Annotated in this window: 12 protein-coding genes; 10 read left to right on the plus strand and 2 right to left on the minus strand. The window is 42.3% G+C overall.

The genetic code is table 11. The features are described from left to right. Nucleotides 1–137 precede the first annotated feature (137 nt). The 3 genes from E4U82_RS01015 to pyc all read left to right on the plus strand — a co-directional run bounded on the left by E4U82_RS01015 (nucleotide 138) and on the right by pyc (nucleotide 5,483). On the plus strand, nucleotides 138–419 hold the full coding sequence (locus E4U82_RS01015; RefSeq protein WP_135108424.1) for an Fpa/YlaN family protein: 282 nt from the start codon (nucleotides 138–140) through the stop codon (nucleotides 417–419). Nucleotides 420–867: 448 nt separating this feature from the next. Beyond that, nucleotides 868–2,073, plus strand: coding sequence for a putative lipid II flippase FtsW (gene ftsW, locus E4U82_RS01020; RefSeq protein ID WP_135108172.1), 1,206 nt, complete (start codon nucleotides 868–870; stop codon nucleotides 2,071–2,073). Further along, nucleotides 2,040–5,483: a pyruvate carboxylase gene (gene pyc / locus E4U82_RS01025; RefSeq protein WP_135108173.1), complete on the plus strand. Its 3,444-nt coding sequence runs from the start codon at nucleotides 2,040–2,042 to the stop codon at nucleotides 5,481–5,483. The genes ftsW and pyc overlap by 34 nt, the downstream gene beginning before the upstream one ends. 368 nt (nucleotides 5,484–5,851) lie before the next feature. On the opposite strand, the gene E4U82_RS01030 is transcribed toward pyc, so the two are convergent. Then, the gene (locus tag E4U82_RS01030) at nucleotides 5,852–6,757 is read right to left on the minus strand and encodes a COX15/CtaA family protein (protein WP_135108174.1); all 906 of its coding nucleotides are present in this window, start codon (nucleotides 6,755–6,757) and stop codon (nucleotides 5,852–5,854) included. 474 nt (nucleotides 6,758–7,231) lie between these two features. Here E4U82_RS01030 and cyoE point away from each other — a divergent pair, with 474 nt between their 5' ends. The 7 genes from cyoE (at nucleotide 7,232) to E4U82_RS01065 (ending at nucleotide 13,731) form a co-directional block, all read left to right on the plus strand. Further along, nucleotides 7,232–8,173: a heme o synthase gene (gene cyoE, locus E4U82_RS01035; RefSeq protein ID WP_135108175.1), complete on the plus strand. Its 942-nt coding sequence runs from the start codon at nucleotides 7,232–7,234 to the stop codon at nucleotides 8,171–8,173. A gap of 64 nt (nucleotides 8,174–8,237) precedes the next feature. Beyond that, nucleotides 8,238–9,287 (plus strand): cytochrome c oxidase subunit II, encoded by a 1,050-nt coding sequence (gene coxB, locus E4U82_RS01040; RefSeq protein WP_135108176.1) that lies wholly within the window; start codon nucleotides 8,238–8,240, stop codon nucleotides 9,285–9,287. Between the two features lie 33 nt (nucleotides 9,288–9,320). Further along, a complete protein-coding gene (gene ctaD / locus E4U82_RS01045) occupies nucleotides 9,321–11,174 on the plus strand; it encodes a cytochrome c oxidase subunit I (RefSeq protein WP_135108177.1) in 1,854 nt (617 codons plus the stop codon). Between the two features lies 1 nt (nucleotide 11,175). Further along, the gene (locus E4U82_RS01050) at nucleotides 11,176–11,799 is read left to right on the plus strand and encodes a cytochrome (ubi)quinol oxidase subunit III (protein ID WP_135108178.1); all 624 of its coding nucleotides are present in this window, start codon (nucleotides 11,176–11,178) and stop codon (nucleotides 11,797–11,799) included. Nucleotides 11,800–11,802: 3 nt separating this feature from the next. Next, the gene (gene ctaF / locus E4U82_RS01055) at nucleotides 11,803–12,126 is read left to right on the plus strand and encodes a cytochrome c oxidase subunit IVB (protein ID WP_135108179.1); all 324 of its coding nucleotides are present in this window, start codon (nucleotides 11,803–11,805) and stop codon (nucleotides 12,124–12,126) included. Nucleotides 12,127–12,310: 184 nt separating this feature from the next. After that, the gene (gene ctaG / locus E4U82_RS01060; RefSeq protein ID WP_135108180.1) at nucleotides 12,311–13,237 is read left to right on the plus strand and encodes a cytochrome c oxidase assembly factor CtaG; all 927 of its coding nucleotides are present in this window, start codon (nucleotides 12,311–12,313) and stop codon (nucleotides 13,235–13,237) included. A 38-nt stretch (nucleotides 13,238–13,275) separates the two neighbouring features. Continuing rightward, the gene (locus tag E4U82_RS01065) at nucleotides 13,276–13,731 is read left to right on the plus strand and encodes a DUF420 domain-containing protein (RefSeq protein ID WP_135108181.1); all 456 of its coding nucleotides are present in this window, start codon (nucleotides 13,276–13,278) and stop codon (nucleotides 13,729–13,731) included. 102 nt (nucleotides 13,732–13,833) lie between these two features. On the opposite strand, the gene ytvI is transcribed toward E4U82_RS01065, so the two are convergent. After that, nucleotides 13,834–14,892, minus strand: a complete 1,059-nt coding sequence (gene ytvI / locus E4U82_RS01070; RefSeq protein ID WP_135108425.1) for a sporulation integral membrane protein YtvI — start codon at nucleotides 14,890–14,892, stop codon at nucleotides 13,834–13,836. Between the last annotated feature and the right edge of the window lie 21 nt (nucleotides 14,893–14,913).

Below are 14,913 nucleotides of genomic sequence, written 5' to 3' on the forward strand. Positions count from 1 at the left end.
TTCTCATTAAGAATAGCAGACATGATATCATTTTTCATCATAAAAACATACCCGCATCCTGAATTTTATTTGCATTTTCGATGTACAAACGGTAATATAAACTATAAGGAAGTTTTTTTAACGGAGGGATATGATTGATTCCTGAGGTGACTGAAACACATCGCGAAAAAGCTTACGCCCTTCTTCAGGCAGATGCTGGTAAGATCCTCAAGCTGATAGAAGTGCAGATCGAAAATTTAACGATGCCCCAATGCCCTCTGTATGAAGAGGTTCTGGATACCCAAATGTTTGGACTTTCAAGAGAAATTGATTTTGCAGTGCGACTGAATTTAATCAGCGAATACGAGGGAAAAGCACTTCTTGAAAATTTGGAAAGGCAGCTCAATAGGTTACATGAAGCAGCACAAAATTCTGTGTGATGATTTTGGTGTGTCACAGTAAAAACTTTGCCTGATTGGATGGTGGCAAGGTTTTTTTAAAAGATAAGAAAGTATAAAATTTTCGGCTATATCAAGCTCTTGGTCAGCAATAGCCATGTCCAGCTCCAGCGCCCAGCAACTAGCAAACTTCACACTCCTCCACTACGATAAGTCAACATCGGTTCGCTTGATAAAGGAAGGCCGACTAAGAACGGCCTTGCCGGCCAACGTCGGCATACCCCTGATGCAGGGGCATGTTTCCTTTATCTCATTGCGAAGTGCTCCAGTTTGTACGTTGCTAAACGGGCGCTTGCGCTTTTCTTATTTAACAGGCCATAGAAATTAATATGGCAGATGGGACGCGTATATGTTACACTATTTCAAAATATGTTATACGAAATAAAATTCCGTTCATCTGCTGTGATTACATATTCTGGGGAGAAGTAGGATGGTTAAGAAATTAAAGAATTATGATTTTACACTGATGATTACACCAATCCTATTAACAGCGTTTGGAATTGTCATGATCTATAGTGCAAGTATGGTTTTGGCAGTAATGGAGGGACAAGGAAGCACCTACTACATGACGAGACAAATCCAATGGTTTTCGCTGGCGATGATTGGATTTATCATGACAAGTATTTTCCCGTATAAATATTATCAAAAGTTAATCAAGATTATTATGCTAGCCGTTGTTGCCTTGCTGGCAGGTGTCCTTATTTTTGGGAATACCGCCAATAATGCCAGATCATGGTTCGACCTTGGACCGATCAGCATGCAGCCGGCGGAATTTGCTAAACTGGGGCTAATAATCTATCTTGCTTCTGTTTATTCCAAAAAACAAGAATATATTAACGAGTTTAATAGAGGTGTGTTACCGCCATTAATACTAACTGCCGTTACATTGGGTCTCATTGTGCAGCAGCCTGATATCGGAACTGCTGCCATTATTTTTCTGATAGCCTGCGCCGTCATATTCAGTTCAGGCATCCGTTTTAAGCACCTGTTTATACTCGCATTTGTTGGATTGGCACTCGTGGCCTTAGCCATCCCCAATATGATAACAGATGAACGAATCAGCAGGTTTGCCGGTGCCTATCAACCATTTGAAGACCCTGGCGATGATGGGTATCATTTGATTCAGTCTTATTTGGCAATTGGCGATGGCGGGCTGATTGGTGAAGGGCTCGGCCAGGGCGTTCAGAAACTTGGTTACCTCCTGGAGCCGCATACAGATTTTATTATGGCTGTCATTGCCGAAGAATTAGGTTTCGTTGGTGTGGTCATTACCGTGGGGATGCTGGCAATCATTGTTTTGCGAGGATTGTTTATCGCGAGGAAGTGCTCGGACAGTTTTGGGGCATTAATGGCTATTGGCATATCGTCAATGGTGGCTATCCAAACGTTTGTTAATTTAGGGGCTATCAGCGGTCTTATCCCCATTACGGGGGTTCCGCTTCCGTTTGTCAGTTATGGTGGTTCGTCACTGCTTGTTATGATGGTTGCAATGGGAATTCTGAATAACATTGCAAAATCAGTTAAACAAAAAGAACAGGAACCTGTACCTGTGAATAAAGAAGGTACTGAAAATAGTATATTTCGTAATAGAGGAGGAAGAACATGGGAGAGAGAAAACGGATCAATAAAGTTTTAGTAGCAAATCGCGGAGAAATCGCTATACGTGTTTTTCGTGCATGTACAGAGCTCAATATTCGGACAGTTGCGGTTTATTCAAAGGAAGATACCGGTTCCTATCATCGGTACAAAGCTGATGAGGCTTATCTGATAGGTGAAGGCAAAAAGCCGATTGATGCTTATTTGGATATTGAAGGAATTATTGAGCTTGCAAAAAACGTGGGCGTCGATGCCATTCATCCGGGTTACGGATTTCTTTCGGAAAATATTGAATTCGCTAGACGTTGTGAAGAAGAGGGCATTATTTTCATAGGACCGACAAGTGATCATTTAAATATGTTCGGTGACAAAGTAAAGGCCAGAACACAGGCAATCAATGCAGGCCTGCCGGTTATCCCTGGAAGTGACGGTCCTGTTTCATCTCTTGATGAGGTGGCCAGCTTTGGAGATCAGCATGGTTATCCGATCATCATTAAAGCATCACTCGGCGGTGGTGGTCGTGGTATGCGGATTGTCCGAAATAAAGAAGTATTGTCGGAAGCATTTGACCGGGCAAAATCCGAAGCAAGAGCAGCCTTTGGCAGTGATGAAGTGTATGTGGAAAAATTAATCGAACGTCCGAAACATATTGAAGTCCAGGTTATTGGGGATACCCACGGAAATACGGTTCATTTATATGAACGGGACTGTTCCGTGCAGCGCCGTCATCAAAAAGTGGTTGAAGCTGCACCAAGTGTCTCCCTGTCCGATGAATTCAGGCATGAAATTTGTCATGCTGCTGTGAGCCTGATGGAAAACGTCAATTATGTGAATGCCGGTACTGTCGAGTTTCTTGTCACGGACGACGCGTTTTATTTTATTGAGGTTAATCCGCGCGTTCAAGTTGAACATACGATTACGGAAATGGTCACAGGTGTCGACATTGTACAGACGCAGATTAAAATAGCGGAAGGGCAAAATATTCATGACACATCGATCGGTATACCGCACCAGGAGGAGATTGCAACGTTGGGATACGCTATCCAGTCCCGCGTTACAACAGAAGACCCGCTAAACAATTTCATGCCGGATACCGGAAAAATCATGGCATATCGGACTGGCGGCGGTTTCGGAGTTCGCCTCGATGCGGGAAACGGCTTCCAAGGTGCAGTTATTTCACCGCATTATGATTCATTGCTGGTCAAAGTGTCAACATGGGCTCTGTCCTTTGATCAGGCAGCACAAAAAATGGTCAGAAACTTAAAAGAATTTCGGATCCGCGGCATTAAAACGAACATTCCATTCTTGGAAAATGTTATTTCACATGAACAGTTTTTATCAGGTGAGTACAGCACTACATTTATTGACCAAACACCGGAGTTATTTGTATTTCCAAAACGAAAAGACCGTGGAACCAAAATGCTGAGCTATATTGGGCATACGACTGTCAATGGTTTTGAAGGGATTCCAAAAAGAGACAAGCCGTCATTGGTTACGCCACCGATACCAAAGATCAATCAACGGGAGGAAATACCTGCAGGAACAAAACAGATACTTGATGAGCATGGGCCTGAATATCTGGCAAATTGGTTAAAGGAACAAGAAAATGTCATGCTGACTGATACAACGTTCCGCGACGCCCATCAATCATTGCTTGCAACCCGAATCAGATCAAAGGATTTAATCCATATTGCGGAGCCGACTGCCCGTTTACTGCCACAGCTGTTCTCAGTGGAGATGTGGGGAGGAGCAACGTTTGATGTTGCCTACCGTTTTTTGAAAGAGGACCCGTGGCAGCGTTTATTAAAACTGCGCGAAAAAATGCCGAACGTTTTACTACAAATGTTATTACGTTCGAGTAACGCCGTCGGATATAAAAACTATCCGGATAACCTAATCAAAGAATTTGTTGAAAAGAGTGCAACTGCAGGTATTGATGTATTCCGGATTTTTGACAGTCTAAATTGGGTGGAAGGTATGAAACCAGCTATTCAATTCGTACGTGAAAATAATAAAATTGCCGAAGCGGCGATGTGTTATACCGGTGACATTCTTGATGTTGGACGTTCGAAATATGATCTGGATTATTACAGAAATCTGGCCGTGGACCTGGAACAATCCGGCGCACATATTCTCGGTATAAAAGATATGGCCGGACTATTAAAACCGGAAGCAGCCTACCAGCTAATTTCGACTTTAAAGGAAACGGTTGATGTTCCGGTACATCTGCATACACATGATACAAGCGGTAACGGCGTTCATATGTATGCACGGGCCATTGATGCCGGAGTGGATGCTGTTGATGTTGCCAATGCACCGATGGCAGGGATGACATCACAACCGAGCGCCCAGTCTCTATATCACGCACTGGAGGGAACGAGTCGTCAGCCGCAATTGAACATCGATTCCTATGAAAAGCTGTCCCATTACTGGGAAGGTATCCGGGATTATTATCAGGATTTTGAAAGCGGCTTGAAAGCACCGCATACCGAAATTTATTTTCATGAAATGCCTGGCGGGCAGTACAGTAATTTGCGACAGCAGGCCAAAGCAGTCGGGCTGGAAGAACGCTGGAATGAAGTGAAATCCATGTACAGACGCGTAAATGAAATGTTTGGTGATATTGTTAAAGTGACACCTTCCTCGAAAGTGGCAGGTGATATGGCATTGTTTATGGTGCAAAATAATTTGACTGAAGACGATATCTATGAACGTGGTGAATCGATTGATTTTCCGGAATCAGTCATTGAGTTTGCGCAAGGTTACATCGGACAGCCATATCAGGGCTTTCCAAAAGAATTGCAGCGGATCATTTTGAAAGGGAAAGAAGCCATTAAAGTGCGGCCAGGTGAATTGCTTGATCCGATTGACTTTACGCAAATGCGTGATTCCCTTTTCAAGTCACTTGATCGGCAGGTAACGAGTTTCGACCTGATTTCCTATGCGCTCTACCCGAAAGTGTTTATGGACCATCATAAATTTCATGAGACATATGGTGATGTGTCCGTTCTCGATACGTTAACGTTTTTCTATGGTATGGAATTGGATGAGGAAATTGAGGTGGAAATTGAACAAGGGAAAACACTGTTTGTCAAGCTTGTTTCCATTTCCGAACCACGCGCTGATGGAACGCGAGTTGTTTATTTCGAATTAAACGGCCAGCAAAGGCAGGTCATTGTAAAAGATGAAAGTGTCCAATCAACCATTGAAACAAGACCAAAAGTTGACGAGAATAATGAAAAACAAATTGGTGCCTCGATGCCTGGTACCGTCGTGAAAGTGATTTGTGATAAAGGGGAAAAAGTTCAAAAAGGTGACCACCTTTTAATCAATGAGGCCATGAAGATGGAAACAACCGTTCAGGCGCCGTTCACCGGTGTCATAAAAAACGTTTATGTCAAAAATGGTGACACAATTGCCGTCAACGATCTGCTGATAGAATTTGAATAAAAAAGAAAAGGGTAACGGGTTATTTCCGTTACCCTTTCTCAAAAGATAAGAATGTACAAAATCTTTGGCTATATTAAGCGCTTTGTCAGCAATAGCCATGTCCAGCTCCAGCGCCCAGCGATTAGCAAACTTCACACTCCTTCACTACGATAAGCCAACATCGGTTCGCTTGATAAAGGAAGGCCGACTAAGAACGGCCTTGCCGGCCAACGTCGGCATACCCCTGATGCAGGGGCATGTTTCCTTTATCTCATTGCGGCTAGTGGGGAGGATCGGCTAACCCCGCCGCGATGCGCGGCAACGCCGACCCACCTGTGATGCACAGGCGCAGTTTGTACGTTGCTATACGGGTGCCCTGCGCTTTTGTTCTATTTGGCACTTCTCGATGAAAGTAATACAAAGTAACTGAGCATCGCAAAGTAACATGAGATAACAAATGCGTGCATTAATGCGATCCACAGATTGACCATTGTAAAGATAATCATGGCCCCGAAAAATGCCTGGAAGATGATCAATAACATGGCAGTGATCCATCCCCAGTACATGACACGATTGGTGTGATACTGTTTCATTAGTCTAACAGCAAGGGAAATTGTCCATATGACGAGGATCCCTGCAGCCAGTCTGTGTCCCATCTGAACCCATTGTTCAAAGCTGTAATTTCCCAATGCCAGTGGAGATTGATTGTTACAAAACGGCCAACTTCCGCATACCATATTCGCCTCGATGTGCCGAACTAATGCACCGGTATAGACAACAATAATGGTATACAGCGTTAGCATGTATATTTCAATCCGATGTTTTTTTTCAATGATTAACGATGATGCATCAAATTTTGTATCGATCTCAAAAATCAACAGCATTAGAAGAAATACAGCTGCAAACGAGATGAGTGAGATTCCAAAATGAGTTGCCATAATAAAATTAGACTGGTTCCACATGACGGCTGCTGCCCCGATTAACGCCTGCAGAATCAGAAAAAACGATGACATGAATGCAAGAAACTTCACTTCTCGTATATGCCCAATAAAGATCCATGAAAGAATTGATAATGCTAAAACAACAAACCCCATGATACCGGAAATCAGGCGGTGACTGAGTTCAATGACCAGTTCAGGTGTCACGTCCGCAGGGAAAAGCTGTCCTTCACAAAGTGGCCAGCTTTCACCGCACCCCAGTCCGGAACCCGTCTTTGTGACAAGAGCACCCCCGATTAAAACAAATACCATCCCCAATGAAGCAACGACAGAGAGCAATTTTAAAGTCTTAATCATAAGAATTGCCTCACTTTATACCAAGATGTATTACACTTCTATCATAATATCATGGTTCAGCCGCATCGGCCAAAATAAATTACTTTTCATATTGTATCTTTATCTGTTATCACCACATAAATATAAAAAACCCTTGCATTACAGGTCGTTCTTTGCTAGAAATAATATAGGGGATATAAGTTTGGCTTCATACCTTCATCCTTGTTTCCATGGGAAAACTACATATGTTGCATGTCATCTCAAAAAAGGCTTTTACAGACTTTCATTTTATTTCGGCATCTTTTTCACAAATTTGTCACATCTATTAAGCCCGAAAAAGTACATACACAATGTTGTTGAATAGATTGCATTTAAATTCCATGGTACAATTAGGATAGTTTGAAGGATATTTTTGGGATTACTTAGCCATGATAAGTATGTTGCCTGTTATTGATTAAGTGCCTCTTGTTGGGATGAAAAGGGGGGATAATGACAATGGATAAAGTGGAGACAACTTCTTCACCGATTATTGACAAATCCGCTGAGACAAGAAAAAAAGTCACCACATTTTTAGCAGAATTTAAAGCCCTGACAAAAGTAGGGATTGTGAATTCAAACTTAATCACAACATTTGCCGGTTTCTGGCTGGCAATTTATTTCACAAACGCTTCTTTTATCGCTAACTGGGATATTTTTTTGTTAACGATGGCGGGGAGCGCACTGGTGATTGCAGGCGGATGTATAATGAACAATTGGTATGATGTCGATATCGATCCGATTATGTCGAGGACAAAAGACCGCCCGACAGTGACAGGGGGTATTTCGCTTAACCGTGTTCTCACGACAGGCATTTCGTCAACTGTTCTCGGGCTGGTTCTTCTGATGTTCACAACAATGGAAGCTGCAATGATTGCGTTATTTGGCTGGTTTGTTTATGTCGTCTTATATACAATGTGGTCCAAACGTAAGTATACATTGAATACCGCAATTGGCAGTTTCTCAGGAGCAGTGCCACCGCTAATCGGATGGGCAGCTGTTGACCCTGGTCTGCAAAGAATGGCTTTCGTATTATTCCTAATCATGTTTATTTGGCAAACGCCGCATTTTTTGGCACTGGCCATGAAGAAAGCCAAGGAATATAAAGCTGCTGGTGTCCCAATGCTACCTGTTGTACATGGTTTTGAAATAACCAAACGGCAAATTGTCGTGTACATTGCATGTTTGTTGCCGCTACCATTTTTCATGGCTTCACTGGGCACCACATTCGTGATTATTGCAACACTACTGAATGTCGGCTGGCTTGTGATGGGCATAAGCGGGCTTTTTATGAAGAATCATCTAAAATGGGCAAATATGATCTTTATTTATTCATTGAACTATTTAACGATTTTGTTTTTAATGATGGTTGTCGTAACATTAGAATTCCCCTTCAGTTAAGCTTGTTTTCGTATAAATACTATATGCAGTAGTAAGTTATAAGGAGAAAGAGAGGTATGAATACATGAAAGGTTGGATGGGAAAAATCCGGGCATTTTGTCTGTTAGGATTGACGGCATTTGTGCTTTCAGCATGTGGTAAGGAGAACTTGACAGCTCTTGATCCAAAAGGTTATGGGGCGGACCAATCATTTAATTTAATTATCCTGACGACCATTGTAATGTTGTTTGTCCTTGCTGTTGTAATGGTTGTGTATACAATTGTGCTGATACGTTACCGTAAAAAGAAAGGACAGAAGGACTATATTCCTAAACAGGTGGAAGGCAATAAAACGTTGGAGACAGTCTGGACGGTTATTCCAATTATTTTGCTGCTCATTATTGCAGTGCCAACTATAACGGCTACTTTTGATTTAGCTGATGAGTCCGCTGCAAGTGACAGTTTGAACGTCCAGGTTACTGGTAATCAGTACTGGTGGCATTTTAATTATGAGGGACAAGAAATTCAAACAAGTCAGGATCTCTATATTCCAGTCGGTGAAAAGGTATACTTAAACATGAAATCTTCAGATGTGATTCACTCGTTTTGGGTACCAGCGATATCCGGTAAGATGGATGTAAACCCCGAAAATGAAAACACGATGTATATTGAAGCACATGAAGAAGGTGTTTACTGGGGTAAATGTGCGGAGTTCTGTGGCCCGTCCCATTCACTCATGGACTTTAAGGTGGTAGCCGTAAGTCAGGACGAATTCGATCAATGGGCGCAGGATATGCAGAACGTTGATCCGGAAGCAGAGCCTGAAGATGCTGTAGCACAGGAAGGCCAGTCATTGTTTCAGGAAAAAAATTGTATGTCCTGTCATGCAATTGGCTCTTCACCTGCACAAATCGGACCAAATCTGACTGACTTTGGAAACCGCTCAAAACTTGCGGGAGTAGAGGATCTGACAAAAGAAAACCTGGTCCAGTGGATTACAGATCCGGAGTCGATTAAACCTGGAAACAAAATGACTGGAAATTATCCGGAAGTTTCCGACGATGAAGCGGGTAAAATTGCAGAATATCTATTGCAATTAAAGCCAACTGACATTACGCCGGAAAGTGCACAATAAAAAGGGATAAAAAATTAGAGGGAGGTTAATATTGTGAGTACAGCAGCTTCTCAAAAAAGGGGTTTCGGCACTGTTTTGTGGGATTACCTGACGACTGTCGATCATAAAAAAATAGCACATTTATATTTGTTTGGCGGCGGTTTTTTCTTTCTGCTCGGTGGACTCGAGGCTCTGGCTATTCGTATACAATTGCTTCAACCGGAAAACGACTTTGTCAGTGCCGGTTTCTATAATGAAATTCTGACAATGCATGGAACAACAATGATTTTCCTTGCAGCCATGCCGCTGATCTTTGCAATTATGAATGCGGTCGTTCCATTGCAGATAGGAGCAAGGGATGTGGCGTTTCCATTTCTGAATTCGTTGGGATTTTGGCTGTTTTTGTTCGGGGGACTTCTCTTGAACTGCAGCTGGTTTCTGGGCGGTGCACCTGATGCCGGCTGGACTGGATATGTGCCGCTGTCGATTACGTCGCCGGGACACGGTGTTGATTTTTATGTGATGGGGCTGCAGATAGCAGGTGCAGGTACATTAATCGGCGGCATTAACTTTCTGGCAACGATTGTTACTATGCGCGCACCTGGTATGACGTATATGCGTATGCCATTATTCTCATGGACGACTTTTATTACAAGCATATTGATTTTATTTGCTTTTCCGGCTTTGACGGTAGGCCTGTTTCTTCTCATGTTTGACCGCATGTTCGGCTCAGCGTTTTTTGATGTCGGTCTTGGCGGAAATGCAATCATTTGGCAGCATTTATTCTGGATATTTGGTCACCCGGAAGTTTATATTTTAATACTGCCACTGTTTGGCGTATTCAGTGAGGTTATTTCGACGTTTTCCAAAAAGCGGTTGTTCGGTTATACCGCCATGGTATTTGCAACAATCCTGATTGCCTTTTTAGGGTTTATGGTTTGGGCACACCATATGTTTGCGGTTGGTTTAGGCCCTGTTGCCAACTCGATTTTTTCGCTTGCAACAATGGCAATTGCAGTTCCGACCGGGATCAAGATATTCAACTGGCTGGCGACGATGTGGGGCGGCCGGATTACAATCAACTCGGCGATGCTTTGGACATTAGGATTTATCCCTACATTTACAATTGGTGGTATGACAGGTGTCATGGTTGCATCAGTTGTTGCTGACTACCAGTACCATGATTCGTATTTCGTTGTGGCACACTTCCACTATGTTATCGTCGGTGGTACCGTATTTGGTATCTTTGCAGCACTTCATTATTGGTGGCCGAAAATGTTTGGACGCGTATTGAATGAAGCCATGGGTAAACTAACTTTCTGGACGTTTTTCATCGGCTTCCATTTGACATTTTTTATTCAGCACTTCCTCGGCCTAATGGGGATGCCACGCCGGTATTGGACATATCTTGAAGGTCAGCAGCTTGATTTAGGTAACCAGATAAGTACAGTAGGCGCCTTCTTTATGGCATTTGGTGTGATCGTATTCGTGATTAATGCAATTTACACAGCTGTTAAAGGTGAAAAAGCAGCCGACGACCCTTGGGATGGACGTACACTCGAATGGTCAATTGCTTCACCACCGGCACATTATAATTTCAAACAAATGCCACTTGTCCGTGGATTGGATGCGTTGTGGATCGAAAAAATGGAAGGAAAGGGTAGATTGACACCCGCAGAACCATTAGGCGATATTCATATGCCGAATTCATCGTTCCTGCCGTTTATGATGTCTCTCGGATTGTTTATAGCCGGGTTGGGTTTCATCTATCAGGTGAACTATAATTGGGCGTACATCCTGCTATTTGGTGGTATGGCCATCATGCTGGGATCGATGCTTGCGAGGTCACTAAAAGATGACCATGGTTACCATATACCAAAAGATGAACTTGAAAGGGAGGTCGACTAATATGAGTCATGATCATTCCTTGAATCCGGAAACGATGCCGAGTGAACCGGAAAAGGCTACACAGGAAGGCAAAAATAAATTCATCGGTTTCTGGTTCTTCCTTGGTGGTGAAACGGTTCTTTTTGCCGCTTTATTTGGCACATACATTGCATTGCGTAATTCAACAGCTGACGGTCCGACGGCCAATGAGTTGTTTGGGCTGGAACTTGTTTTCATTATGACAATTCTGTTATTGACAAGTTCCCTGACAAGTGTTTATGCCATGTATCATTTGAAAAACAATGACTTTAAAAAAATGCAGTTGTGGCTGGGGATAACAGCTATTCTGGGCTTTTCCTTTTTGGCATGTGAAATTTATGAGTTTACGCATTATATAACGGAGTTTGGTTTCACGTTCCGCTCATCTGCATTCGGGTCTGCTTTCTATGCATTAGTCGGCTTCCATGGAGGCCACGTAACGTTTGGCATGGCATGGCTGATTGCATTAATGCTCCGTAATGCAAAACGCGGGCTGAACTTGTACAATGCACCTAAGTTTTATGTGTTCAGTTTATACTGGCACTTTATTGATGTTGTATGGGTGTTCATTTTTACAGTTGTCTATCTAATGGGAAAGGTGGGTTAATGGATGGCAGATAATACAAATTCCAAAGACGTTAATCCATTTCAAAAGCAAAAAAACAAAGAAGAAATGCAAAAACAGCTGATTACGTTCGCGTTGATGATCGTGTTTACCATCATTGCTTTTGTTGTTGTGGCAGCAGGAGTGATGGACAGCATGTTTGTTATCCCTATCCTGTTGATTTTGGCAGTTGTGCAGGTAGGGTTCCAGTTTTACTACTTTATGCACTTGAAGGATAAAGGTCATGACATGCCTGCTGTCATGATTTATGGCGGTATTTGGGCGGCATTGCTCACATTGGCTGGACTGGGGGTTATCACCTGGTGGTAACTGTCTAAAAGATCGGGGGTTAACTCCCGATCTTTTTAAATGCAAGCTGGCTTCCAAAGTAGCAAGCTGGATGAACGCTCACGCCATTGTTCTTAAATTGTCACATGAGCGTTGTGTGTCCTGCAGGAAAATACGTTATAATATAATCAGCTGGATGATATATCCGTATATGGAGTGAGTTTTTATGTGGCTAAATCTGCAGATATTTGGCTTTCGTGGATTATGGAGTCCTTATTATCTCCTGTTTGTTCTGGCACTCGCCTTACTATATTACCTGATCACCGGCCCATATCGTCATAAATTTGGCGGAAAAGGACAGAAAATGCCGTCCGTGAAACAGCATTTTTTCTTTTATGGGGGCCTCGTCTTATTATATGCGGTGAAAGGCGCCCCGGTGGATCTGCTGTCCCATATCATGTTGACAGCTCATATGATTCAAATGGCTATTTATTACATCGTATTTCCTATTTTTATCATAAAAGGGATACCTGCATGGTTATGGGAAAATGTTGTAAACCGACGGATTATTAAACCGGTTTTGAAGTTTTTTTCTATTCCACTTATCTCGCTATTCTTGTTTAATACACTGTTTTCGTTATACCACTTACCAGTTATATTTGATTTTGCAAAGACATCACAAGTGGCCCATACGTCTATATCCACCATTATTTTAATAGCAGCATTTATCGTATGGTGGCCTGTGTTGAGTCCTTTGAAGGAATTTGACCGAATGCCGCCATTGGGTAAGATATTTTATATTTTTGCCAATGGTGTATTGATAACGCCAGCATGTGTCCTGATTATTTTTGCCGATACACCGGTCTATGCAACTTATACACAGCAGGGAGCATGGCTTCAGGCATTGGCGCTTTGTGTTCCGGGCGGTGTTCTGCAGGGGTTGAGTTCAGGGATATCTGGACCTGAAATGTTCTCGCCTATGTCAATACTGGAAGACCAGCAATTAGGCGGTATCATTATGAAAATCATGCAGGAGATTACGTATGGCATTGTTTTGGCAAGGGTCTTCTTTGGTTGGTTTACCAGAGAAAGCCTGCGCGTTGATCCATTGCCTGCGGGTACGAATGAAGTAAGTACGAATGAACACGGTTAGACATTATTCACAATGGGATAGAGAGGGATTATGAATTTATGCCATTTTTGCCTACAATAAGTACGTTCTTTATTGTCCTGAGCGCTGTGCTGGTTGCAATTGGCTGGCGCTTTATATTAAAAGGGAAGCCTAAAGCACATAAAAAAACAATGATTTCTGCCGCTGTGAGTGCCCTGTTGTTTTTTATTATTTATGTGTCGAGGACGGTTTTTATTGGAAACACGAGTTTTGGTGGTCCGGAAGATATTGAAATTTACTATACCATCTTTTTAATTTTCCATATTGTCCTGGCTACCACAAGTGCTATATTCGGTGTGGTTACAATCACTTTAGCGTTAAAGAGAAAGATACGTATCCATCGGAAAATCGGGCCGGTCACAAGTGTTATCTGGTTTTTTAGCGCAGTTACGGGAGTTATGGTCTATCTGCTACTGTATATCATTTATGATGGCGGTCAAACAACCAGTATGATTAAAGCCATATTAGGCGGTTAAGAAAAGCGTGAGGCGCCTTGTTCACCCCCGAAAAGCTTAAACAAAAATTTTATACTTCCTTATCTTTTAAAAAAAGTGTGCTGAACATATTTGTCAGCACACTTAAATTTTAATATTCCATTTGATAATTCCTGCTTCTCTCGCAGAATTGAACGCTATCAGAAGTAACGGCCCAAGGATAAATCCGAGCAGTCCCAGCAGTTTTATCCCCAGAAACATGGCAATCAGGGTGGCAAGCGGTGAAAGGCCAATATGCTGCCCCATCACTTTAGGCTCTACGGTTCTTCGGATAGCCAGCAGAACGATTGCCAGAATCGATAATTGCATCCCCAGTAATGTATCGCCTGCAATGAATGCAAAGACCGCCCATGGACCCAACACGGCAATTGACCCGATAATTGGGACGAAGTCGACCAGCCAAATAATCAGTGACATAATAATGGCTACGTCCGGGGTAAACAGGAACAGCCCGATAAGTGTTACAATAAAGATAATGATACTGACAAGAAACTGGGCTTTAAAGAAACCTAATATAACATCTGAAAGCCGTCTATTCATGAATGAAACTTTTTCAGCGGTCTCTCTTGTCATCAGATTATAAAATTTTGATTTAAGAACCGGCAGTTCAAGCATAAATAAAAATAAAGCAATTAAATAGACCAGAAAACTGATCAAATATTGGGGGATCTCAGCAACAAACTGTGAAATTCGTTCGATGGTAATGGTTTCTTTTAATGTTTCACTCATTGAAGCAAGCTGTGATTCGATTGTATTGGTTACCTGGTCATAAAATTCTTCTGGAAGATTTTCCGTGTATTTTTCAAATCCGGATTCCCATTTGCCATAAATCGTGTTTAATTGCGTCACATATGAAGGAATGTCCTCAACAAAATTAACGACTTGCGTTACTGCCTTCGTTACAATCAGTGTCCCGCTTATCCCCAAAAATACCAAAAATAATAGAAAAACAATAATGACAGCTGACTTTCTGCCTAACTTCACTTTGCTCTGTATAAACCGAACGAGGGGATTCAGAATTAATGCCGTAATCAACGCAAGGACTAAAGGAATGGCTATTGGTAATACGAAGAATAAAATGAGCAGCAGAAAGATTACAAGAATAATGACTGTCCATTGGCGTTTCGTGATCGACCCAATCAATGTAAATGGAACTCTCCTTTC

The organism is Lentibacillus salicampi (assembly GCF_004565465.1).
Taxonomy (GTDB): domain Bacteria; phylum Bacillota; class Bacilli; order Bacillales; family Amphibacillaceae; genus Lentibacillus; species Lentibacillus salicampi.